The 23,396-nt window shown below is 64.0% G+C and carries 19 protein-coding genes and 1 tRNA gene; 11 read left to right on the top strand and 9 right to left on the bottom strand.

Translation table 11 applies throughout. The annotated features are described in order from the left end of the window. Positions 1 to 23 precede the first annotated feature (23 nt). Complete coding sequence (locus ACZ5B4_RS10670; RefSeq protein WP_464911211.1) at positions 24 to 296, top strand: Trm112 family protein; 273 nt, start codon at positions 24 to 26, stop codon at positions 294 to 296. A gap of 16 nt (positions 297 to 312) precedes the next feature. Here ACZ5B4_RS10670 and ACZ5B4_RS10665 read toward each other — a convergent pair whose 3' ends face one another. Then, positions 313 to 459 carry a hypothetical protein gene (locus ACZ5B4_RS10665; RefSeq protein WP_464911210.1) on the bottom strand — a complete coding sequence of 49 codons (147 nt, stop codon included), beginning with the start codon at positions 457 to 459 and terminating at the stop codon, positions 313 to 315. Positions 460 to 916: 457 nt separating this feature from the next. On the opposite strand from ACZ5B4_RS10665, the gene ACZ5B4_RS10660 reads away from it, so the two are divergent. The 3 genes from ACZ5B4_RS10660 to ACZ5B4_RS10650 all read left to right on the top strand — a co-directional run bounded on the left by ACZ5B4_RS10660 (position 917) and on the right by ACZ5B4_RS10650 (position 3,548). Continuing rightward, positions 917 to 990: transfer RNA gene (locus tag ACZ5B4_RS10660), tRNA-Asp, on the top strand. 369 nt (positions 991 to 1,359) lie between these two features. Continuing rightward, positions 1,360 to 3,057, top strand: a complete 1,698-nt coding sequence (locus ACZ5B4_RS10655; protein WP_464911209.1) for a HEAT repeat domain-containing protein — start codon at positions 1,360 to 1,362, stop codon at positions 3,055 to 3,057. Further along, on the top strand, positions 3,054 to 3,548 hold the full coding sequence (locus ACZ5B4_RS10650; RefSeq protein WP_464911208.1) for a hypothetical protein: 495 nt from the start codon (positions 3,054 to 3,056) through the stop codon (positions 3,546 to 3,548). Before ACZ5B4_RS10655 ends, ACZ5B4_RS10650 begins: the two co-directional genes overlap by 4 nt. A gap of 6 nt (positions 3,549 to 3,554) precedes the next feature. On the opposite strand, the gene aceE is transcribed toward ACZ5B4_RS10650, so the two are convergent. Further along, positions 3,555 to 6,305 carry a pyruvate dehydrogenase (acetyl-transferring), homodimeric type gene (gene aceE / locus ACZ5B4_RS10645; RefSeq protein ID WP_464911207.1) on the bottom strand — a complete coding sequence of 917 codons (2,751 nt, stop codon included), beginning with the start codon at positions 6,303 to 6,305 and terminating at the stop codon, positions 3,555 to 3,557. 657 nt (positions 6,306 to 6,962) lie between these two features. Between aceE and ACZ5B4_RS10640 the strand changes: the two genes are divergently transcribed. The 5 genes from ACZ5B4_RS10640 to ACZ5B4_RS10620 all read left to right on the top strand — a co-directional run bounded on the left by ACZ5B4_RS10640 (position 6,963) and on the right by ACZ5B4_RS10620 (position 10,695). Then, positions 6,963 to 7,751 (top strand): DUF4198 domain-containing protein, encoded by a 789-nt coding sequence (locus ACZ5B4_RS10640; RefSeq protein ID WP_464911206.1) that lies wholly within the window; start codon positions 6,963 to 6,965, stop codon positions 7,749 to 7,751. A gap of 15 nt (positions 7,752 to 7,766) precedes the next feature. Next, positions 7,767 to 8,390, top strand: coding sequence for a cobalt transporter CbiM (gene cbiM, locus ACZ5B4_RS10635; RefSeq protein ID WP_464911205.1), 624 nt, complete (start codon positions 7,767 to 7,769; stop codon positions 8,388 to 8,390). Positions 8,391 to 8,460: 70 nt separating this feature from the next. Further along, entirely contained in the window at positions 8,461 to 9,195 is a 735-nt protein-coding gene (locus tag ACZ5B4_RS10630) for a hypothetical protein (RefSeq protein ID WP_464911204.1), read from the top strand. Next, the gene (gene cbiQ / locus ACZ5B4_RS10625) at positions 9,192 to 9,953 is read left to right on the top strand and encodes a cobalt ECF transporter T component CbiQ (RefSeq protein WP_464911203.1); all 762 of its coding nucleotides are present in this window, start codon (positions 9,192 to 9,194) and stop codon (positions 9,951 to 9,953) included. Before ACZ5B4_RS10630 ends, cbiQ begins: the two co-directional genes overlap by 4 nt. Before the next feature lie 10 nt (positions 9,954 to 9,963). Then, positions 9,964 to 10,695, top strand: a complete 732-nt coding sequence (locus tag ACZ5B4_RS10620; protein WP_464911202.1) for an energy-coupling factor ABC transporter ATP-binding protein — start codon at positions 9,964 to 9,966, stop codon at positions 10,693 to 10,695. A gap of 99 nt (positions 10,696 to 10,794) precedes the next feature. Here ACZ5B4_RS10620 and ACZ5B4_RS10615 read toward each other — a convergent pair whose 3' ends face one another. The 4 genes from ACZ5B4_RS10615 to ACZ5B4_RS10600 all read right to left on the bottom strand — a co-directional run bounded on the left by ACZ5B4_RS10615 (position 10,795) and on the right by ACZ5B4_RS10600 (position 14,487). Beyond that, on the bottom strand, positions 10,795 to 11,970 hold the full coding sequence (locus tag ACZ5B4_RS10615; protein WP_464911201.1) for an aminotransferase class V-fold PLP-dependent enzyme: 1,176 nt from the start codon (positions 11,968 to 11,970) through the stop codon (positions 10,795 to 10,797). Positions 11,971 to 12,130: 160 nt separating this feature from the next. Beyond that, positions 12,131 to 13,480 (bottom strand): Trk system potassium transporter TrkA, encoded by a 1,350-nt coding sequence (gene trkA / locus ACZ5B4_RS10610; protein WP_464911200.1) that lies wholly within the window; start codon positions 13,478 to 13,480, stop codon positions 12,131 to 12,133. 123 nt (positions 13,481 to 13,603) lie between these two features. Continuing rightward, entirely contained in the window at positions 13,604 to 13,786 is a 183-nt protein-coding gene (locus ACZ5B4_RS10605) for a hypothetical protein (RefSeq protein WP_464911199.1), read from the bottom strand. Between the two features lie 113 nt (positions 13,787 to 13,899). Next, entirely contained in the window at positions 13,900 to 14,487 is a 588-nt protein-coding gene (locus tag ACZ5B4_RS10600; RefSeq protein WP_464911198.1) for a DUF6677 family protein, read from the bottom strand. Between the two features lie 530 nt (positions 14,488 to 15,017). On the opposite strand from ACZ5B4_RS10600, the gene ACZ5B4_RS10595 reads away from it, so the two are divergent. Then, complete coding sequence (locus ACZ5B4_RS10595; RefSeq protein WP_464911197.1) at positions 15,018 to 15,434, top strand: PilZ domain-containing protein; 417 nt, start codon at positions 15,018 to 15,020, stop codon at positions 15,432 to 15,434. Between the two features lie 56 nt (positions 15,435 to 15,490). Here ACZ5B4_RS10595 and ACZ5B4_RS10590 read toward each other — a convergent pair whose 3' ends face one another. Together ACZ5B4_RS10590 and purN are read right to left on the bottom strand one after the other, a co-directional pair. After that, the gene (locus ACZ5B4_RS10590; RefSeq protein WP_464911196.1) at positions 15,491 to 17,263 is read right to left on the bottom strand and encodes a formate--tetrahydrofolate ligase; all 1,773 of its coding nucleotides are present in this window, start codon (positions 17,261 to 17,263) and stop codon (positions 15,491 to 15,493) included. A gap of 123 nt (positions 17,264 to 17,386) precedes the next feature. Beyond that, positions 17,387 to 18,061: a phosphoribosylglycinamide formyltransferase gene (purN, locus tag ACZ5B4_RS10585; RefSeq protein WP_464911195.1), complete on the bottom strand. Its 675-nt coding sequence runs from the start codon at positions 18,059 to 18,061 to the stop codon at positions 17,387 to 17,389. Positions 18,062 to 18,709: 648 nt separating this feature from the next. Here purN and ACZ5B4_RS10580 point away from each other — a divergent pair. Further along, positions 18,710 to 21,535, top strand: a complete 2,826-nt coding sequence (locus tag ACZ5B4_RS10580) for an NPCBM/NEW2 domain-containing protein (RefSeq protein WP_464911194.1) — start codon at positions 18,710 to 18,712, stop codon at positions 21,533 to 21,535. A gap of 21 nt (positions 21,536 to 21,556) precedes the next feature. Here ACZ5B4_RS10580 and ACZ5B4_RS10575 read toward each other — a convergent pair whose 3' ends face one another. Further along, positions 21,557 to 23,245, bottom strand: coding sequence for an HDOD domain-containing protein (locus ACZ5B4_RS10575; RefSeq protein WP_464911193.1), 1,689 nt, complete (start codon positions 23,243 to 23,245; stop codon positions 21,557 to 21,559). Positions 23,246 to 23,396: the final 151 nt, after the last annotated feature.

The following is a 23,396-nucleotide window of genomic DNA, read 5'->3' as shown; positions in this document are numbered from 1 at the left end:
ACGTTTTGCAAACGGAGAAAGAGATGCTGGACGCGCAATTGCTGGCCATCCTGGCCTGTCCCGAAACACGCCGACCCCTGCGACTTGCCGAACCGGCGTTGCTGGCCGCGGTCAATGAAGCCATTGCCGCAGGACGGGTAACGAATCGGGCAGGGCAAGTGATCCACGAACCGGTCGAGGAACTGTTGGTCCGGGAAGACGGGGCGGTGGCCTATCCTGTTCGAGAGGAAATCCCCGTCCTCTTGATTGACGAAGGCATTCCTTTGGAGGGGTTGGCCTTCAAGCCTGGGCTTTGAGCGTTCCGGGGCGGATTCAATAGTTGCGACGAGAACCAAAACCCCGCAACCAAAGCATGCCCAAGACGACGGCGAGCATGCCGAGCAGCAACCAATGTTCCGGTTCCAGGCGGCCGATCTCTCGAGCGGCAAGGTTCAAACCGCGATTCAGATAGTACCACATAGGCCGATCTCGATGAGAAACACGAACGAGACCAACTCGGCAGGCCCCTGATTGGGGGCAATGGGTCTTCCGGCAGCACGCGCGAAAATGCCCGCGGCCCTACTTAAGCTTAGCTCACAATTCGGCCGAGAGGGCAACGCCCGGGTCGGCGACCGGTTCGGGCGCACCCCCTTGCCGAAATCGGAACCGCCGGGATAATCGAAAAAGGCGGAGCGAGATCCGCGCCGCCGTCGCTTGCGTTGTCGCCTCCCCGACTTGGAGAGGTCGGCAGTAAGGGCTAGAATACTATTGTGGATCGCAGGGCAATGCCTGGGAGGCGAGCCTTGTCGATCGATTGCGATGCAGCCGGTCACGAATCGCCTGCTTCCAAGCGTCGAAGGCCTTCCGACCGTTGTGTTCGGGAGGAACTCCGCTGCGGGGGGGCGACGGTGGAGGCCGGTTTAGGGTCGCTAGCTACGGGGGCGTAGCTCAATTGGTTAGAGTACTGGACTGTCGATCCAGTGGTTGCGGGTTCGAGTCCCGTCGCCCTCGCTTGTAGTCTCATTTGCGTCACCTTTCGTGGTGGGACGCTCGCTTGTCTTTTGTACCTATGTCGCGGTTCCCAAGCCGCCGGTTTTCGCCGGCGGTTTTTTTGCGCTCTCTCAGACGACGAGATTTACGCGCCGAGATTTGCGCTCTGTTCCGTCGTTTCCCGTAAACCGAGGGGGTGTTGCGTGGTCCGGTGTGGGATTCGAAACGCCTTTTCTCGCAGCGTGACCTACACTTTTTAAGACACCGTGTCATCGACTCAGCGCGAATCGCGGAGGCGCCGAAACGTTCACGGAATGCCGGCGCGGGCCGGTTGCGAGCACTCCGCGCACGTAGTTCAGACGATCGGCACAGCATCCCCGTCCGTGTCGCATGGCCGAAGCCTGGGACATTACTTTCGACCGCCTCGTTCGCACTCCCAACACGGCGGCAGGCATCGTGTTGGAAAGGGCGATGGATTCACCTTTGGCGGAGGTGAGAGAACGGGCCATCGCGGGCCTTCTGCGGCGGCCCGAGCAACGCGGCCATTTCGCCGTCTTGAGACGCATCGATCCCGCGGATCCGGCGTGGCCTCCCCGATTCGAGCAGTTGCCGATCCGCTTCCTGCAAAGCCTCCGCGAGGCTTTGGTTTCGACTGATGAAGACCTCCGCGAGGGCGCCTATCAGGTGGTTCTGTGGTCTTCTCTCTACGACATGATTCCCCTGTTGGTGAATCTTCTGGAGCGTCCCGAAGCGGAGCAGTCGGAACGGGCGGGTGAAGTCTTGCTGGAACTGAGTCGGCGCCTGGCCGATGCCTTGGCGGCGTCGCATCCATCCCAGGAAGTCTCGGGTTTGCAGAGGGCTGCCGAGCAGGCACGCCGCGCGCTCGCCTTGAGCGTGGATCGCTACGGCAAGCACGAGCGGCGGGAGGTGATCGAGGCGTATCTTCCGCTGATCCGAGGCAACGTAGGCATCTTGCGCGAAGTTCTAAGTTCCACCGTTCATCCGGCTCGCAATGCCCTTCTGCGGATGTTCCGGAACGCCTCGGATCCGTCCGCGGTTCAGACCCTGTGCGGGTTCCTGCAACTCCGGGATATCCCGACCGCGATCCTGGGCGTTTTGTCTCAACGGGACGATCCCGCCTTCGTGCGGGCATTCGTGAAGCAAGTGGGTGCCGATCCGCCGGCCGAGGTGCGCCGCAATCTCAAGCGTTTGCGGCAGTTGAAGTGCTTGAGCAACTTGCCTCGAATCCTGCCCGAGTTGAATGAAACCGAACAAAGTCTGATCCCATCCCTGGTTGTGAGGACGGCGGTTCCCGCCGCGCAGGCCCTGGCGGCGGTGGGGGAGATTCTGCGTCGCGGGCTGCCGGCGGCACGGGCGGCGGCGGCTGAAGCCTTGGGGCATTACCACGGAGCCGAGGCCAATGCGTTGGCGATTCAAGCCGCGCACGACCCCGATCCTCTGGTGGTGGCGGCCGTGCTGCCGCAGCTTCGAGGCCGCGGCATGGCCGGCGCTCTGCCGGTCATCCTGCAATCCCTGGAAAGCACGCATCCCATGGTTCGCCGTGCCGCCCGACGGTGTCTTAAGGAGTTCTCGTTCCGCCGATTCTTGGAAGCTTGGGATATGCTTCCGCCGGATATTCGCCGCGACACGGGAATGCTGGTCAAACGAGTGGACGGACGCACGGCGGGTCTCTTACGAGCGGAGTTGGCTTCGCCGTTTCGCTCCCGACGACTGAGGGCGCTGCTGGTCGTGCAAGAGTTGGATTTGGTCTTTCGCGTGGAATCCTCGGTCATTCCCTTGCTTGTGGATGAAGACCCGGCCATCCGCGCGGAGGCCGCCGCGGCGCTGGCGCTGACCGATTCCCCCCAGGGTTTGCAAGCACTGAGAAATACCTTGAGCGATCCGAACGCACTGGTCCGGGAAGTCGCTGAAAACAGCCTCCGCTTGCGCGAGGAACAACGCGCTCAAAACGCACGCGAGGCGTCCGCCGGTGAATCTCCCGTGGATCGTTCTCCCTCGCTCGCGAGCGTTGTGCCGCCGGGACAGTCCTTACTCCCCTTGGCGGAGTGCCGGGAGCCGTTGTCATGATCGTGCCTTCCTTCACCGCGATCGCGAAGAACCTGCTGCTGGGCTCCTCCCGCTTTCCGCTCGAGCAACTCCAGCAAGAGTTCCAGCGGCGCAGCAGTCGGCCGATCGACGTCGGGGCGCTTCTTTGGGGGGCGGCGGCCGTCCTTGCGGCCGTCGGCGCGACGGCCGTCATCCTGCGAATCGTGGACGTCTTTCGGACGGGCAAGCCGTATCGCAGCGGCGGATTGTTGTTCGTGTCGCTCTGCCGCGCCCACGGTTTGACTTGGTGCGAGTCCTTCCATCTTTGGCGCCTGGCCAGACGAAAAGGTCTGCGTCCCGCCGCGCAAGTGTTCTTGTCGCCCGACGTGTTTTCGGAACCGGAGGACGGCGACTGTTTGGAAATGTCGGAGCGTCTCGCGGATCGGCTGTTTCCGCGAGAGGTCGGCGCACCCTGCTCGGTCGGCGTTACGGCCGGCGGGGCGGAGTCCGGCCCCAGGCTGCGGCAAGGGTAGGTTCCGCTACCGCGTCCAGGGCGGCGGCGTGTCGGGGTCCAATCCCAACTCCTCCAGCACCACGGGCAGCTTCTCCACGGGGAATCGCCCCTCGCCGGCGAGCGACGACAGTGCGGCAAAGGCGATGTGCTCGGCATCCACCTCGAAGAACCGCCGAAGTTCGCGTCGGGCCTCGCTGCGACCGAATCCGTCCGTTCCCAAGACCGTGTAGCGGCCGGGAATCCACTTGGCCAACGAGAGCGGCACGGCCGAGACATAGTCGGAAGCGGCTACGACGTGACCACGGCAGTCGCTCAGCACCTCTTGCACGTAGGCCGGCTTGGGCGGATCCAGCGGGTGGAGGCGATTGGCGCGTTCCGCGGCTCGGGCGTTCTCCAGCAAGGCCTTCCAACTGGTCACGCTATAGACGCGGCTGGAGACGGCGAATTTCTGATCCAGAATATCCTGTGCCCGCAAGACCTCGCGGAGGATGGCCCCACTGCCCATCAGGTCCACGAACGGCCTGTCCTTGCCCAAATCCCGCAGCGAGAGCGGATACATGCCGCGGCAGATGCCCTCGGTGGATCCCATGGGAAGGATGGGCATCTCGTAGTTTTCATTCATCAAGGTTATGTAATAGAAAATGTCTTCTTCTTCGTAGTACATACGCCGGATGCCGTCCAAGACGATTACGGACATCTCGTAGGCGAAGCAGGGATCGTAGGCTTGGAGAGTGGGATACGCCAGGGCGAAGAGGTGGCTGTTGCCGTCCTGGTGTTGCAGGCCTTCGCCCGCCAGAGTCGTGCGACCCGCCGTGCCGCCCATCAGGAAGCCGCGGCAACGCATGTCGCCCGCCGCCCAAATCAGGTCCCCGATGCGCTGCAAGCCGAACATCGAGTAGTAGATGAAGAAGGGGATCATGTTCACGCCGTGGGTGGAATGCGCCGTGCCCGCGGCGATGAACGACGACATCGAACCGGCCTCGGTGATTCCCTCCTCCAAGATCTGGCCATCCTTGGCCTCGTGATAATACAGCACCGTGTCGGAGTCGACCGGCTCGTAGAGCTGACCGACGTGGGAGTAGATGCCGAACTGCCGGAAGAGGGCCTCCATGCCGAAGGTGCGGCTTTCGTCGGGCACGATGGGGACCACGTACCGTCCGATGTTCTTATCGCGCATCAGCCGGACCAAGAGTCTCACGAAGGCCATGGTGGTCGAGACCTCGCGGCCCTCGCTGCCCGAGAAGAACTCGGAAAAGTCCTCCCATTTCGGCGGTTTGAGCTTGGTCATGGGGTGCCGCCGTTGCGGGACGGGGCCGCCCAACGCCTGCCGGCGTTCGCGGAGATAGCGAATCTCGGGGCTGTCGTCGGGCGGGCGATAGAAGGGGGCGTCCGCGACGCGCTCTTCGGGAATGGGAATATCGAAGCGACGGCGGAACTCGCGCAGCTCGTCCTCGTTGAGCTTTTTCTGTTGGTGCGTGATGTTCCGGCCTTCGCCGGCCTCGCCCAATCCGTAGCCCTTGATCGTCTTGGCCAAGATGACGGTCGGCGAGCCTCGATGCTCCACCGCCGCCTTGTAGGCCGCATAAACCTTGAGCGGGTCGTGTCCGCCGCGCTTCAGCCGGCGAATCTGCTCGTCGGTCAAATCGGCGACCAGGGCCTCCAGCCGCGGGTCCACGCCGAAGAAGTGCTTGCGGATGTAGCTTCCCGGCATCACCGTGTATTTTTGGTACTGGCCGTCCACGACCTCCATCATGCGGCGGGCCAACAAGCCCTCCGTGTCGCGGGCGAAGAGCGGATCCCAGTCCGTTCCCCAGATGACCTTGATCACGTTCCAGCCGGCGCCGCGGAACGCACCTTCCAATTCCTGGATGATCTTGCCGTTGCCGCGGACCGGGCCGTCCAGCCGTTGCAGATTGCAGTTGATTACGAAAATCAGATTATCGAGCTTCTCGCGGCCGGCCAACGTGATGGCGCCCAGCGTCTCCGGTTCGTCGCATTCGCCGTCGCCGACGAAGCACCAGACTTTGGAGTCGCGGGCTTGGGGACGAATGCCGCGATCCGCCAAGTATTGGTTGAAGCGGGCCTGGTAAATCGCCATGATCGGCCCCAGACCCATCGAAACGGTGGGAAATTCCCAAAAGTCCGGCATCAGCCAGGGGTGAGGATAGGACGACAGGCCGCCGCCCGGTGCCAATTCCCGGCGGAAATTCTCCAGGTGTTGTTCGTCGATCCGTCCTTCGAGGAAGGCTCGGGCGTAAATCCCCGGCGACGCATGGCCCTGGATGTACACGAAGTCCGGCGATTCCGTGCCCTGTTTTCCGCGAAAAAAGTGATTGAAACCGACCTCGTACAACGTGGCGGCCGAGGCGAACGTGGAGATGTGTCCGCCGATTCCCGAACTCTCTCGGTTCGCCCGCACCACCATGGCCAGGGCGTTCCAGCGAATCAGGCTTTTGATGCGCCGTTCCAAGGCGCGATCGCCGGGATACGGCGGCTCTTTCTCCGGCGGGATCGTATTCACATATTGCGTGGTGGCGGCGGAGGCAAACGGTACGCCGGACCGAAACGCCTTGTCCTTCAGCCGTTCGAGCAGGTAGATCGCGCGATCGCCGCCCTCCCGCTGAAGCACGTATTCGAACGCTTCCAGCCACTCCTGCGTCTCGGCGGGATCGGAATCCACGGCGATCGGCGAGAAGCCGTTGGTTCCGGGCTTCGCCGCCTGTGCGTCGGGATCCACCGGATCGAGCTGCGCCTTGTCACGTGTCACCGAACTCATTGCGTCCTCTTCGACATCAAAACCGTGCGAAAGCTGGGCGGGAGGTCTTGTCCCGGTTGCGCCGTGGCGGCGGCCATCGCCTCACCACCGAATTTACCACCCTTCTTGCGTAGTTCCAGATGCCCCCTTGACGTTCCTTCTTCACGCAAATCGACCAAACGTTGTATTATACGCCGAAATGGGGTGTGCTTGGCGGTGGGGTCGAGCCGACCGCCGCAAGAGATATGAGAGCGCGCGACCCATCGCAGCCTCCGCCGGCGCTTGCTGCACCCTCGCGTGCGATTTGGCACGTGTTGGACGCATTCCTCGCATCCGGACATGTCGGCAAGCTCCGGACATCTCGGCGAGCTGCGGTCGAGACCCGGTGATCGCGGCAATTCGCGAAGCCGTCCGCGACCGTCTTGTCGCCGGCCTTTGCCCATTCCTCGGAGAAGGGCGGTGCTTCGCCTGCGATGATGACGTTACCAAGAGAACGTAGTCGGAGCACGGCGCGGCGAGCGTTCAAACAGCCGGATTTTATGTCGCTGAGCTTGGACCGGGACTTCGCCGCATGGACGCAGGAGATGTGCGGTATTATAATGACGGCAAACGTAATATGCCGCTTCCCGCCGCCTGAGACCGCCGTCGCAGGTTCCGGTTTGCCTCTGGGTTCGTCCTATGCCGCGTCGAATCGCCCGCGCCTTCCATCCGATCTTGTGGCTTGTGTTGGCATTGTTTTGCGACCGCTGGGCATCGGCCCATTTTTTGGTCCTCTTGCCGTCGCGTGACGTGGTCGGGCCGGGCGACCCGCCCGAGGTCGTGCTCGAAATGCAATTCACGCATCCCATGGAACAGGGCCCGATCATGCCGATGGCCCGACCGCTCGCGTGCGCCGTGTTCGCCGGCGAGTCCAAGGCGGATCTGTCGGCGAGTCTGCAAGAGCGTCGCGTGGGCAAGGCTTCGACCTATTCGGTCCGCTACCGATTCGAGGAACCGGGCGATCATGTTTTCACCGTTTTACCCGCTCCCTATTGGGAACCGGCCGAGAGGAAGTGGATCATCCACTACACCAAGGTGGTCGCCAACTTTCTGGGCAATGAAGGCGGCTGGGAGCGAGCGGTCGGGCTGCCCGTCGAAATCCAGCCGCTGACACGCCCCTACGGTTTATGGACGGGCAACGTATTCCGGGGCATTGTCTTGCGGGAAGGTGAGCCGGTGCCCTTCGCCACGGTGGAAGTCGAGTATTGGAACGAAGGCGGCCGTGTCGCGCCGCCCAACGACGCCTATGTCACCCAAGTCATCAAGGCCGACGCCGCCGGTGTGTTTTGTTACGCCATGCCGCGCGCCGGTTGGTGGGGATTCGCCGCTCTGGTGGAGGGCAGGGAACGACGGCCCGACCCCGAGGGAGCGCCTGCCGAAGTGGAGTTGGGCGACTTGATCTGGGTCCGAACGGTGGACATGAAGTGACACGTTGCGATCGCCATGCACTTGAATGACGTGGTCTTGTCGGTTTCGCCCACGGGATTGGGCATCATGGCTGCCGGTTGGCTCGGCGCGGCGGCGGGAGTCGGCTGGTCGTTGCGGCGACTGGACTACGAGCGGATTCCCTTGGTCGGGGTGATGTCGGCGGTCTTCTTTGCCGTTTCCGCGGTGCAGATCCCCTTGGGACCCGTCGCCGTTCATTTGGTTTTGAACGGTTTGATGGGCCTGCTTCTCGGAGCGGCGGCCTTTCCGGCAATCATGATCGCCCTCCTCCTCCAATGGCTGTTTTTCGGCGAAGGGGGAATCACCACGCTGGGAATCAATACCGTCAACATGGCCTTGCCCGCCGTAGTCGTTTATCGGCTCTTCGGCGGCGTGCGGTCGGCACGGCCGGCCGCCGTGTGGTGGTCGGGGTTTGGGGCGGGATTTGTCAGCATCGTGCTGTCCGCCGCCTTGACCGGCTTGTGCATTTTCGCCGTGGGACGCAATCTCCAGGGCCTTTCGGTCCTGGTGTGGATCACGGACGGCGGCTTGGCGTTCGGTGAAGGTCTGGTGACCGCCGCGGCCGTCGCCTTCTTGCATCAAGTCCGTCCCGAGGCTCTGCGTCCCGCCGCCGCATCGTGACCGGCCTTCGGCGGTGAAACTCGCTGCGGCATCGGCGGTCCCCTGCGAGGTCTCCGGTAGGAACGAAATGATGAACCAATCTCGCCGCTGTGTGTTGCGTCGGGTTTGTGCCGCCCGGGCGGCGGCATTCTTCTTCGCGTGCGCCATGCTGTGCAATTCCACGGCATACGCCCATTCGCTGTACATCTTTGCGACTCAAAGAGGCGATCAGGTGGAGGGCAAGGTCTATTTCCGCGGCGGCAGCGGGGCCGCGGGGGCGAAAGTCGAGGTGTACGACGCCGACGGCGCCAAAAGGCATGAACTGACCTGCGACGAAGAGGGACGGTTTCGTTTTCAGCCCGGCTTCTCGGGGAAGATGCGATTGGTGGGAATACTGGAGGACGGCCATGCCACGGAGTACGAGTTAGGGACGATGACCGCCGAGACGGGAAACGCCGCGTCCGAAACGCCCAACCGCGCCGCGCCGGGCGACGACGTTCCGCCGAACGGTTCCGGGCGTCGGGACCCGCGAAGCGGACCGGCCCTTGCGGCCGAGACCGGGCCGGCCGCAACGGGCGAATCCATCGGCGAGCCGTCGCCGCTTCCGGCGGCGATCGAGCGGCTCCGGGACGAGGTGATACGTCTCCGCGAGGACATCCAGACCTCGCGCAACAGGGCGGAATGGCGCGACGTCTTGGGAGGCATCGGCTATATTTTGGGTTTGACCGGCATCGCCTTCTACCTGTCGGCCCGCCGTCGTGCGAGCCGCGGCGACGCGAAGAACCTTCCGCCGGCAGCCGATCGCGCGAGGGGAGCTGCTTCATGAATCGCGTGGCGCGGTGGCCCGATGTTCCGACGGTTACGCGGACCTGGATCGATCGTTTCGATCCCCGGCTGCGGATCGCGGCCCTGCTGACGGCGGCGATCGTAATCGTATTGAGCACGAAGCCCACGGTATGGCTCTTGATGCCGGCGGCGGCTCTGGTCGTCGCAGCTTCGGTCGGGCTTTCCGCGAAGACGCTGCTGACTCGGCTGATCCCCGTCAACGTGGTGGTGATCGCCTCGGCCGTGTTGGTGCCATGGACCGCCGGCCTCGGCTCGGGCCATGGGGCGGCACGGTTCGATATCACCGCACTGGATGTGGTCGCGGAAATCGCCCTGAAATCGAATGCCATCGTGCTGTGGATGTCCGGTCTGGTGGGCACGATGGAGATTCCCACCCTGGGCCACGCCTTGATCCACCTCCGCGTACCGCGGAAGCTGGTCCACCTGCTGCTTTTCACGGTCCGCTATCTGCACGTCATGCACGATGAATACCGGCGACTTCACACCGCCATGCTGATCCGGGGGTTTCGGCCGCGATGGGACCGCCGCACGTTTCGCGCCTATGGAAATATGGTCGGTATGCTGCTCGTGCGCAGCATGGCGCGGAGCGAACGCATCATGGCGGCCATGCGTTGCCGGGGTTTTCGCGGGCAATTCCATGTGTGGCGGCACTTTCATTTTTCGGCCCGGGACGGTGTCTTCCTGCTGGGCGCAGCGGCTTTGTTCGCAACGTGTGCCGTTTTGGAATGGATGTCGTGAGATCCCGGACATGAAGCATGCCGCAACCCCAGGACCGTCCTCCCAAGATCACGGCCGGGGCTTGCCCGAGCCGGGACAAGCCGATACGCCGGTGATCCGGCTCCGCGACGTCGTTTTCGGCTATTCCCCCGATCGCGACGTCTTGCGCGGCGTCTCCTTGGAAATCCACGCCGGTGAAGCGGTGGGATTGATCGGCGCCAACGGCAGCGGCAAGACGACGTTGTTGCACCTGCTCGGCGGGTTGTTGGCTCCGCGTTCCGGTTGTTTGGAAGTGCTCGGCAAGGCCCGGCGTCCCAAGGACTTCGACGAGATTCTGGGCCGCGTCGGACTGCTGTTTCAAGATTCCGACGATCAACTTTTCTGCCCCACCGTGGCCGAGGACGTCGCCTTTGGTCCGCTCAACCAAGGGCGATCCCGCCGCGAGGTTGCGGAGTTGGTAACTCGCACGCTGGAGGAGCTCGGCCTGCGGGGCTACGAGGACCGCGTCACTTACCGGCTTTCCGGCGGGGAAAAGCGGCTGGTCGCCTTGGCCGCCGTGCTGGCGATGGAGCCGGCCGCCTTGCTGCTGGACGAGCCGACCTCCGGGCTGGATGAAACTGCCGCGGAACGTGTGGTATCCGTTTTGACCCGGCTGCCGCAAGCCAAATTGATCGTCTCCCACGATCGCCCGCTCTTGCGGCGAGTTTGCCGTCGGTTGGTGGCATTGGAGGACGGCCGACTCCGCGCGGTGCAAGATTTCTGACCCCGCGGCGGTGATTGCCCGGCCGCCCGCGTCCGATGCGCGGGAAGGCGCCGCGCTCGACGGGCCGATCCGATTCGACGGTCGTCGTCGGAGGCTGCATCAGGCGGCGCGGCTCAATTCCCGCAGTGCCGCCACGGCGTATTCGATTTCCTCCGTCGTGGTGAAAGGCCCCGTGCTGATCCGCACCGTGCCCCCACGCTCCAGGGTACCGATCGCTGCGTGCATCCGCGGCGCGCAGTGGATGCCGGAACGAACCTGGATGCCGAAACGGACATCCAAGAGGGCGGCCAGCTCGTGCGGCTCGAAGCCGTTTAAGCGGAAGCTGACCACGCCGACGCGCTCCGCGGGGTCTTCGGGACCGTACAACGTCAGGCCCGGAACGCCGCGCAAACCCTCCAAGAGGTTCTCGATCAGCGTCAGCTCGTGGCGCCGCAGGGCGGCCGGGGTCCGGCTTTCCAACCACGCCAGCCCGGCGGATAGGCCGGCCAGGCCGGAGGCGTTGTGGTTGCCCGGTTCGTATTTGTCCGGCAACATGGCGGGCTGCCGATCCTCGTCGCTTTGCGAGCCGGTACCGCCCAGCCGCAAGGGTGAGAGTCTTTCCTCCACGCCGGGACGGATATAGAGCACGCCCGTCCCCATCGGTCCCAGCAGACCCTTGTGGCCGGGAGCCGCGGCCAGATCGACGCCCCATTCGCGGACGGAGAGGGGGAGGTGCCCCAGCGACTGCGCCGCGTCGATGAGGATCAGGGCATCGGGCGCGCGACGTCGCACGATCTCGACGAGCCGGGGTACGTCCTGGAGGGTGCCCGTCACGTTCGAGGCGTGGTTTACGGCAACCAAACGCGTCTTGGGGTGGACGGCTTGAACGAAGGCGTCGATATCGACTCGGCCGGCCGCATCGCAGGGGACGCGCGTCACATGAACGCCTTGCGTCTCCTCCAGGAATCGTAGGGGTCGGAGGACGGAATTGTGATCGGCGGCCGTGGTCACGGCATGATCGCCCGGCCGAAGCGTGCCCCGAATCGCCAAATTCAGCGCATCGGAGCCGTTGAAGGCGAAGATCACGTGGAGCGGGTCCTCGGCGTCCCAAAAGCGGGCGACGCGATGCCGCGCGTCGGCCACCACCCGGTCGGCGTCGGACGCATTGCGATACACGCCGCGGCCGGGCGAACAGCCCAACCGCCGTTGATAATCATCGACGGCCCGATAGACCGATTCCGGTTTCGGCCAACTGGTGGCCGCGTTGTCCAAGTACACCCGTTGCAATTCCGCCATATCGACTTTCTCCGGCCCCGGGCCGGCGAGGACGTATCCACGAATCCTTCCAGCCGTCAAAGCGTCTTCCGAGCGATGATCCGCCGCGCAAGGCGCGAGAAAACGAGAACCAAGGTCGGGATGGAGAACGATGCGCCCGCCCTGCGATCCGCCGGGGACTTCATTCGCTCGGCGAAAACAAGCGGACCAGTTCGTCGAGAACGTCGGCGTGGACCAGGGCGATGACGTTGTCGCCGGGTTTGATGCGATCGTCGGCGCCCGGCAGCGTCACCGATTCTCCGCGAATTCTGGCGGCGATCAGGCAATGATGCGGCAACCCGACCGTCGCCAGGACATGTTGCGTGACGGGGGCGTCTTCCGGGACCTCCAATTCCACCACGAGCAAACGGGAATCGGGCACCAGCGGCTTGCGGGAAATGACGGCGCCCGTGTTGAGGTGGGCCTCGACCTCGCGAATCACCACCTGCCGGGGCGTCGTCACATAGTCGATTCCCAGCTTGGCGAGGATGTGGAGATAGTCGGTCCGCCCCACGACCGCGGCCACCTTCTTGACGCCCAGCTCCTTGGCCTCGACACACGCTATGATATTATTCTCATCGTCGCCCGTGCAGGCTATGAAGAAATCGGCGCTGGGCACGCCTTCCTCTTCCAAGTCCGCCCGATTGCGGATGTCGCGGCAGACGACCGTCGTGCGATCGAGGTGGGCGGCGAGAAACTCCGCCCGTTCGCGATTGGATTCCATCAGCAAGACGGCGAAGCGTTTGCCTTCCAGGAGCCGGGCCAAATGGTAGCCCGTTTCGCCGCCTCCGGCGATGACGACCCCCATGCGTTGGGGCGGTTCGATTTCGAACTGGTCCTTCGCGGCGTCGATCTCCTCCCGTTTGCCGAGCAACGTCACGCGATCGCCGACTTCAATCGTATCCTCGGCTCCGGCGATGAAGACCTCGTCACCGCGCACGATGGCCGCCACGCGCACGCCCTTGCCCAGCTTCAATTGCCGCAGGGGCACGTGCAGGGCGGCGGTGGCGTTCTTGATCTCGATCTCTTGCAGCTCCAAATCTCGCACGGCGAAGTTTTCGACGGCCAGCGCGCCGGGCAAGCGGACCGCTCGCGCCAGGTCCAGCGCCGCGAGGAACTCCAGGTTGACCAATCGATCGATGTGGAAGTGACGCCGATAATCGAAGGTGCTGGTGTCTAGGAAGATCGGTTGATATACCCGCGCGATGGATCGCCGGGAACCCATGGCCTTGGCGACGGAGGCGGCTACCAAATTCACCTCGTCGTCGTTGGTGACGGCCAGGCACAGATCGGAGTCCAAAGCACCCGCCTGGAATAGCGCGGACGACTGCGAGGCCGAGCCTTGAATGATGCGGGCGTCGATGGCGGGATTGTCATCGATCAATCGCACGACGTCGGGGTCGCGCTCCACGATGGTGACCCGGTGTTTGGGACACAAGACCTCGGCGACCGACGCCCCGATCGCCCCTCCGCCCAAGACCAAAATCCGCATGAAACGGCTCCTACTTCCCCCCTTCGGCCGACTCCGTGCCGCTTTGCCGGCGCGAACTGCGTCGGCGCGGCGGGCCGCCTGATCCCTCGTCGGCCGGTGATCTCCGCAGGACCCGGCGGCGCTTCATGAGAAGGCATCGAGAATTTGCAGGATCACGGCAATGGCCGCCATGAAGCCTAGGATCCAAGCGGCGGTGTGCAAAGCGTGCGTCAGAATCGGCCGCATCCGCTCTTGCCGCGTTGCGGCGTAGACCAGACTGACGGTCGCCAAGAGGGGCACGAAATACCACAAGTAATTGATGTGCATGGCAAATGCAATCGCTGGAACGTCGTGAACTCGGGCGTACCTTCTGCCGAGAAATGATCCGGCCGTCGTGTGCGACTCGTGACACAACCCAGGCCGGTGCGGGCTTCGCGGCGTCACGCCGACCGGGATTCGTCCTCGGCGCTCCCTGGGGACCGGTTCCGACTGCCCGGATCGGCCGGCCGTTTCGGTTCCGGAAAGACCGGGCCGCCCCAGGCGTCGAATATCACCAAGATATTAAGCAGACCTGCCACGGCCGTAAAAAGGCTGCCCAGGTCGAAGTAACTGTGCAATTCGTAATTCAGGCGGTCCAGCGTCGGAGGATCCCGATCATCGCTACCCAATCGCGGGGGGGCCATGAAGTTGTTCCATAAGGCCGGCTTCCCTTGCCGCACCCGCATCGCCTGCACAAGGGCGGGCAGTGCCGGTAGACCTACTCCGACCTGGCACAAATAGTACAGCCGAGTGTCGCCGGGGCGGAAGGAATAGTACACCACCCGGGCGTAGCCCAGTTGCGAGCTTCCCCCCAAATAGCACCCGTAAAGAAACGTTCCCAAAATGCACGCAAAAAACAGGACCGCTTTTTCACGGCGTCCTTGATACCAGTGGCCGAGACCCGGCAGCAGCCAGGCCAAAAACGCCGCCGTCCAAGGATCCTTCAAAGAGACGGTTTGACCCGTCTCATCGACAAACGATTCGTTCATGCCGATTTCTCGTGCCAAGCTACCGTCATCCGCTGCAACCCGCGAGGACAATTGCTCCTACGCGACCCAACGCCGGCGCCGCGTCAAAGTTCGAGAATTCGAGTTCGCCAAACCATTGAAACTAGTCCCCCGGGCCCGATCTTGCAACTCCGGCGCGGCGAGACGGTCCGTTTTGCGGTGAAAATTCCCCCACGGAGTATTGCAAGCGAACCCTTATTAAAAGTGTACGACGATCGGCAGCGAACGTCTTTGATGCACCTAAATGAGGGGCTGGGATCGTATTGAAGGGGTTATTACGACTTTGCGGGGGCCCACTTCTTTGGGAGCAGATCGCTTCGACGTTTTTTTCCACCGCTAATCCGTCGGCTCTGCTGCAACCTACATTTGCAAAGAGCGGAAAGGGCTTCGCCGTCGTATCCCGTTCCCTTCGGCCCCTTGGTCCGATAAACCTCGCGCGGCCCCGGGGCGAGCATTGCGATGCGGAACGCTTTCGGGTTTTCTTGCGCTGAATGGTCAACGGAGAAGATGCCGTGGTATTTTCGGCCCGCAAACGCCTCAATCAAGTCCAGAGTTTCCTGCTCAAGTATCTCAATAATCATGCGGAATCTCTCACGGAATTCGATCCCGGCAAACGGAACGAAACCCGAGTGCGAATCAACACGGTCGTGCTTTTGATACCGTATCGCGATCACCGGCCGCAGCTCGAGAAGATGTTCTCCGGATTCACGAAGGACTGGAGCACGACCGGGCTGTCGGTCATTCTCTCGGAGCCTCGGGGGGGGGATCAGGTGATCGTGGGGGTTCGTTTCGAGGCGGAAACGCATTACATTTTGGCCAAGGCCGTTCATCTCAGCCCGATCGGCCCGGGCTTCTACCAACTCGGCTTGCGCTTTTCGGAAATGCTGCGCGTCTCGGACTTTCCCGAGCTGGCCGACCTCGCGTTTTGAAGCCGGATCGCCGCGGGACGAAGCCTTCGCGGCGATCGACCCTGGCGGCGTCACGATCAAAACAGCCCCTTGACCAGGCCGGTTTGCACATCCACGTCGATCCTGCGGAAGGCGGGATCGGAACCCGTTCCCGGCATCAACGAGATTTCTCCCGCCATGGGGCAAAGGAATCGGGCCCCGTTGTAAACGAGGATGTCGCGGATGGGCAGGGTCCAGCCCTTGGGGGCGCCTTTGACCGTGGGATCGTGCGTCAGGCTGAGGTGGGTCTTGACCATCATCGTGGCGAAGTCGCGGTATTTCTCGTTGCCCTCGAATTGGCGGAGTTTGGCCTCGGCCTCGCGCGTGTACTCCACGCCGTCGGCGCCGTACACCTCGCGGGCGATCCGTTCGATCCGCTCGCTCAAGGGCATCTCCATTTCGTACAGGTACTGGAAGTGAACCGGTTCCTCGCAGGCGTCGAGGACGGCGTCGGCCAGCTCCAGCGCGCCGTCGCCGCCGTAGCGCCAATGATTGGAGACGGCGACGCGGGCGCCGGCCCCCTCCGCGATCCGTTTGAGCAATCGGATTTCGGCGGCGGTATCCGTGGGGAAGACGTTGATGGCCACGACCGGGTGCATGCCCGACTTTTTCACCGTGCGGATGTGGTGCAAGAGGTTGGCGGCCCCCGCCTCCAGCCAGGCCAGGTTCTCTTGGAAATAGGCTTTGGGGATCGGCCTGCCCGGCGGACAGGGAGGCGCTCCCGCCGCCGTCCCGTGGTGCTTCAGCCCGCGAATCGTGGTCGTAATCACCGAAACATGGGGCGTCTTGCCGAGGTAGCGGCACTTCACGTTCCAGAACTTTTCGAAGCCGATGTCGGCTCCGAAGCCGCTTTCGGTGATGTGGTAATCGGCCAGTTTCAAGCAGACTTGATCGCCGATGACCGAGGACTGGCCGATGGCGATGTTGGCGAACGGGCCGGCGTGCACGAAGCAGGGCTGCCCCTCGATGGATTGAATGAGGTTGGGATTGATCGCCGATCGCAACCAGGCGGTCATCGCGCCGGCCACTTCGAGGTCCTCGCAAGTGATCGGCCGATCCTTCTTGTCGTAGGCCACGATGATGTCACCAAGACGCCGGCGGAGGTCTTGCAGGCTTTGGGAAACGGCGAGGATGGCCATGACTTCCGAGGAGCTGGCGATTTGGAAGCGGCTCTGCATCATGTAGCCGTCCATGCGGCCGCCCATCCCGATGACGATGTTCCGCAGCGATTGGGCGCAGAAGTCGATCACCCAACCCAGTTCCACCCGCGTCGGGTCGATGTCCAGGCGTCTCAGATTGCTCTTCGCGAGCCGCTCATCATCGTAGTTCCGCTCGTGCTGAAGCCGGGCGGTCAAGGCGGTCATGGCGAGGTTGTGGGCGTTCATCACGGCGTTGACGTCGCCGGTCAGCCCCAAGGAGAAGTCCGCCAACGGAATGACCTGGGATAGTCCGCCTCCCGCCGCCGAACCCTTGATATTCATGGTCGGGCCGCCGGAAGGTTGCCGAATGCAGGCGGTAACGCGACGTTTTCGTTTACCGATGCCTTGCAGCAAGCCGATGGTGGTGGTGGACTTGCCCTCGCCCAGCGGCGTCGGCGTGATGCCGGTAACCTCGATCATTTTGCCGTCGGGGGCGTCCCGCAAGCGATTCATCACCGCCAAATAGTCCACCTTGGCGACGTAGTGACCGTGCGGAAGCACTTCATCCCGCAGCAAACCCAACTCTTCACCGAGTTGCAGGCAGGTTTTCATCCGAGATTCGGCGTCGAGGGCGATCTCCCAGTCGGGGTGTTGCGTGGGATCCAGAGGCATGCGAGTCCACTTTCTTCTTGTAAACGAACTCCGGTTTTCGCGCCGCACATGCCGATTGCGAGTACGGTGGGCAGACACCGGATTTCTCGGAGAATCCGAGCCGATGCGCGGCGGGCGATCTCCCTAGACTTCCTCGACTCCGTCGGAGGGCGGCGGAAGAACCCGTACCCGTTGCCCCTCCACGCGGACACGGTTCTCGGCGATCCAGCGGAGGGCCTCCGGGTAAGCGCGACACTCCGCCTGAAACACGCGGCTTGCCAGCGTTTCCGGCGTGTCATCGTCCAAGACCGGCACGACCTCCTGGAGAATGATCGGGCCGTGGTCGTACTCGTTGTCCGCGAAATGGACGGTACAGCCGCTGAGTTTGGCGCCGTAGGCCAGGACCGCCTCGTGTACTTTCCGCCCGTAGAAACCTTTTCCGCAAAAGGCGGGAATCAGGGCCGGGTGAATATTGACCACACGGTTTTCGTAGTCCGGCGGGATGACCAGCGGCTTCAAAAAGCCCGCCAAAACCACCAGTTGCACGCGCAAGGTACGGCACGTCTCGAAGACTCGACGACTTGCGTCGTCGACGGAAAGCTGTTTCCAGTCGACGATTTCCCACGCCAATCCGGCATTGCGAGCGTGGTCCAAGCCGCCCGCCTTATCCGTGCTTGCAATGACCTTGACGATCTCGGCAGGCAGTTCGCCGGCCGCGATCTTTTCGATCAGGTTCTTCAGCGTCGTGCCTCCGCCGGAGATCAAGACCGCCAACCTGATGCGCTTCGTGGTTCGCGTCCTTCCGCCAGATAACGGCACACTCCCCTCCCGGCCGCAAAATGGAGTTCGCGCGAGCGAATAGTCGCTCCCGAAAGAATGAACAACGATCAATTGACAATTTAATGGCGGCGCGGCGCTTTCTCAACCGGCGCCCTCGCGATCATGGATTGAGATTCAGGAAAGATTGCGCGGCGCGTCGGGATGCGACGGAGGCCGTTCCTTTCGGGAGCGGCGGCAGGGAGTACGCACCGCGCGATGGAGCGTGTGCCGTACATGGAATCCCGTGACGCAATGCGGGAATCATGCACGGCACCATGGGAATCACTTGCGGCGCTATGGCCGACTTCCGGCGCGATGGAGGACCGCGCTCCGTCGCGACCGATCCTCTCCGCCCGATCATCGCCAAATCGTACCCTGCGAGGCAAGCGCGCCCGACGGCGGCATGCTCCGCCGTGTCTTCGCGTCCGAGCCGTTCCGTGGAGTTATAATGGAGCATGCCGGCCGTCGCCCATGGCCGATGGCGGTGGAAGACACCGTCGCCGAAACCGTCCGGCTCGCACATCGTGCGTCCCTTGGGGGCGGCGTGCGGGTTGCGGTCGCCCTCGCCGGATTGCAAGCCTGCGGCGTGGGTCGGCGTTCTATCAGTGGAACCGTGGTGCCCCATATTCCCATCTTCCCATGCCCGGCATGTCTCTCAGGAATCAGGCAAGAATACGGCTCGTCGTCGTCGCGTGGATCCTTGCCGGGCCGGGGTCGGCGATCTTCTCCGTCGCCCCCGCCGGTGCCGCCGTCGCGGTGCTGGTGAACGCGTGCGACGGTGGGGCCGTCGTCACCACGGAGCCGATTTGGGGTTCCGCCCGGACGCAGCGGGTCGCCCCCAAAGCCACGGCGGCCCTGTTCCTGCCTCAGGCGTTGTCGGCGCGAGTAACGGTCGGTACGACGACGGCCGAGGTTACCTTGCGTCCCTGGGAGATCCACACCCTGCGTTGCGAGGAGGGAACACTCCGGGTGGAGAATGCGTTGACGGCACGCGCGCAGCCGCCGCTGTGGCTGGCTCCGGCGATCTTGGCGGAGCCGCCGCGGCAAGTCATCATCCCGGTGGCGATTTATGCGGACGATGCCCAACCTGCCCGGCAATCGGTTTGGGAGCCGCGGTTGCGCGCTCAGCTGGCGGCCGTTTCCGAGGTTCTCACGGCGACCTGCGGCGTGGGGTTGCAAGTAACGACCGTCGGAACGTGGGATTCGCCGGGCGACGAATCGGTTGCGCGCGAGGCCCGGGAGGCCGACTTCCGTGAGAAAACCTCTTCCGATTCGGCCCGCGTGATCGTCGGTTTCAGCAGTCGGCTGCAATCTCCCTTTTCGGCGGCCATGCAGCACGCGCCCCGGACTCCCCTGGCGTCCCATATTTTGATCCCGGACGTTCATGCGGGCTTGACGCCGCAAGAGCAATGGTGGCTGCTGCTGCACGAATTCGCCCACTGGCTGGGAGCCTTCGATCTCTCGGAGGGCGAGAGCGTGATGAATCCCGCCGTCAAACCGAGCGAATACGCGGCCAAGGGAGCCGCCGTACCCTGGGATGCCGCCAACCTATTGGTCCTCAATTTGACGGCGGACGAGCTGCGCTATCGCGGCGTCCGCAACGCGGAGGCCTTTTCCTCCGGCACCCGCGATTACCTGCTGTCGCTCTACCGCCGAGCCGGGATGGATAACCGCGGGAGCGCCGACGCCCTCCGCTTGGCCAAGTTCTTTCTGCGCCCCAGCCTCCCCGACGCGCGATACGTTGCGGTGTTCGAAGACGGTACGACCGTCGGCGGCGAAGAAATAAGCGGCTGGGGACCCGGCGGCGGTTCGCCCCAACTCGGCGGCAAAGCGTTCTTCGACCCCGCCAACCCCGTCCTCTGGGTACGGCAGCGGCAGGATGCCGCGGCGACCGCGGCGGGGCCGGGAATCGAGTTCCTCGGCGGCGATCGGCTGCCGGGGCGCGTGCTGCGGGTCGTGCCCGCCGGCGTCGTTGCGGGGCGTTCCGTCCCGACTTGTCTCGAAGTGTTGCCGCAGACCGCCGTCGGCTCTCCCACCGCCGCGACCTCGCCCGGCCTTCTCGTCACGACAACGTGGTTGCAACGCGTGATCCTTCGCCCGCTCGACGTCCCCTATCAACCCGGGACCGTGTTCGCTGATGACGGCCGGCGGATTCCCTTCCGTGCATTGCAGTGGGACGCCGAGGGCATCCGCCTCTTGACCGATCAGGGTGTGGTGCGGCTCGATTTGCAGGCCGTGGCCGAGATACACCTACCGCGAGCCGATATCTGGGATGTCTTTCCCGCGCAATGGGCGGTCGTCGCGCCGGACGGTGACGACGTCCTGATGCGGTTGGAGCTTGCCGAGGGCATGTCCGTCACGACCTCCCGCCGCTTTTTCGCGGCGATCCAGCCGGGGGAACAGCCGGAGCAGTGGTTCCACGTAGTCGTTCCTGCGTGGTCGGTGCAACCGCTGTGGATTCCCTACCGTTCGATTCGCGCGTGGCGATTCTTCTCGCCCTACCGCGTTCCCTTGACGCATCTGCCGATCGAGGAATACGAGGAGCAACCGAAGCTGGGCGGATATTGGGGACCGAGCATGGATCGCAATTTGGCGGGCGGACCGCTTGCCGTGGGCGACCGACTGTTCGGTTGGGGAGTGTCGTTGACCGCTCCTGCCCGAATCGCTTTTCCGCTCCCGCCCGTGCCGGTTGCATTCCAATCGTGGTTCGGCCTCGATCGCACCGCGGGTGACGGCGGTTCCGTCCGCGTCGGCGTCGCCTGGGCCGGCGACTCGCAGCGGGCGCTGTTCCGAAGCGATCTCTTGATCGGTTCGCGAACGGTGGGGGCCACCGGCCGCCTGGACTTGGGCGATGAAGCCGGCTCGCGGCTCGTTCTTTTCACCGAGGACGCCGAGCAAGAACGCCCGCCCGCAGCCGACGCTTGGAACGTTCGCGACTGCGTCGATTGGGGCGAACCGCTGTTGCTTCTCGACCGGACGTGGATGCAACGGGAATTGCAGCGGCGGTGGGCTTCGGCGATCGCGGCCTGGAACGGCTGGCAGGTCGGCGGCGACCGCGAGAATCCCGGCTGGACGCTCGAAACGTATGCCGACTTGGAAGACGCACGCCGTCCGAGATTCGGTTGGGTTACGACCCTTTCCGATCAGCCGTTGGTTCTCTCTCGCCGCCTGATGATTCCCGCCGACGCCGCGGAGCTTCAGGTGCGGGCGCGTACGGTTCCGCCGTCTCCGCGCGTTCGCGTGCGGTTGGAGGCGGACGGCGACCTGCTCGCGGAGGCACCATTGCCCGGCCGCGGCAACAAGGAAACGCCCGAGGCGATCACCGCTCCCCTGACATCGCTTCGCGGCCGAGCGGTGAGTTTGCGCATCGAGTGTACGGCCGCCGAGCCGGGAGCGAGGGTGGAATGGTACGCGATCTCCATCCAGGCGGAGGAGGACGATGCGGCGGGAAGCGAAGACGCGGACCGGCGTTGAGGGGCGCCGGCGCCGCGGCCGTCAGTAAATCTCGATGCTCTTGACGACGCCGCCGCCGGAAGCGGCGGACGCCGCCAGGCAGCGAGCGGCCGCCGAGTACAAGTCCTCGGGTGGAAAGTTGGGGGCGGGCGTCGCGACGAAGGCCACCCCGATCTGCAAGGTCAGCGCCTTCGCGGTCCGCCAATCCTCGGCCGGTAGGCGGCTGATGACCCGCATCAGTTGATAGCCGTATCCAACCGCGGTCTCGCGATCGCAGTCGGGCAAGATCCAGGCGCAACCGAAATCGTGGTAAGGCAGGCACACGCTCCCCGGGTGTTCCCAGCGGCGGCAGGCCGCCTCCAGCACCCGGCGGAGCACGGCGAGTCTCTCCAGCCCGAGCGTCATCATCAGCGACGGCCCGTCGACGAATTCGGCCAACAGCAGGCTCAGGCCGACACGATCGCGGCGGCAGATCGCCACGGCCGCGCGTAGGTGCCCCATCAGGCCGGGATCGAGGCTCGCATCGTCCCAAGCGGAGGTAATCGGCGTGCTCCGGCGTGCCGCCGTCGGTTCCGATGCCGCGACGCGCGGTTCCGGGCGTGCGAGCGGCAGGGCGGGGGATGGGGTACGATTTTCCGCCCCGCCGGGTGCGGACGCAAGGTTCCCCGGCCCGCCGAACTCCCTCGCGTGCGATTCGATCGGGATACCTTGCACGTAGCGCCGCAAGGCATCATTCAGGCCGGGGGCAGGCGGATTCCACGAGTGTTTTTCAGCCGCCGGATCGCCTTCGCGGAGCATGGCCTCCACCGTTTCCGCCATCTTGGCCTGAGCGGCCGCCAGTAGCGAATCCACCGATCGCTCCGGCGGCAGGCGCACGGAGAAGATCTCCGCCAACTGCCGGACCTTTTCCTGGATTTCCCGCAATAGGGCCTCGGGGTCCTGTTTCGACCGGCCGCCCAACGCCCTCAGGTCCGCGACGGCTTGGGGCCACAACTCGGGGCGGTCGTCGGCCAGCACGCGCGCCAGGGTCTCGGCCGCGGACAGGACTCGCCGAAAGGTGGATTCCCGGCCTTCGGCTTGGTCGTCGCCGCAACGGACGGCCACCGCCTCGATCAACGTGTCCGGCATCTGCCAATGCAGGAGCAATCTGGCCGTCAGCGCCGTATGATCGAACCCCAGCGATTCCCGCTCCCGATAGTAAACGTCCTCACCGCATTCGCGAATCTTTTCCAGCAAGCGTTGGTAAGGCGGCCCTAACGTCTGGATCAGCACCAGCATGCCCAAGTCTTGCAGCAAACCGGCAAGGAACGCTTCGTCGCCCGACCGACGAAATAGGTTCTCCATCAATGCGCGGGCGGCGACGGCCTTGGTGAGCGTGTGCCGCCAGTACATGGCCAAAGTCTTGGATTCCAGGCCCTGAAACATGTCGGGCGGCAGGCTGAAGCCGAGGACCAGCAGTTTGAGCGGCTTGGATCCGAGCATGGCCAGGGCCTGGCCCAAGTCGCCGATGGGTCGGCCGGGCGAATACAAGGAGCTGTTGACCACGCGGAGAATCTTGGCCGTCAGGGCCGGGTCCTTCTCGATGCACGCCTTGAGGGTCGTGGAATCGGCGTCCGGCGAATCGGCCAGTTCGAGGACTTTCATGGCCACGCCGGGCAGGGAGTACAGGCGCCCGGCCATCCCCGCCAGACGATTCAAGGTCTCGTTCAGTTCTTCCGTTAGCGTGGACACGTTTCCCGCCTTTGCGAACCGATCTCAAGCTCCAAGGCGCTGCGCGCCCGGCGGCACAGCACGGCTGACAAGCGCCGCGGCGGCTTGCCCTTGCCGCGACGTTGGAGAGAAAGCAAGAGGCCCCCCTTCGCCGGCAAGGCCTTTCTGACCG

The organism is Thermogutta hypogea, assembly GCF_055386265.1.
The sequence above is the reverse complement of the archived record's forward strand: the minus strand, read 5'-3'. Positions and strand labels throughout refer to the sequence as shown.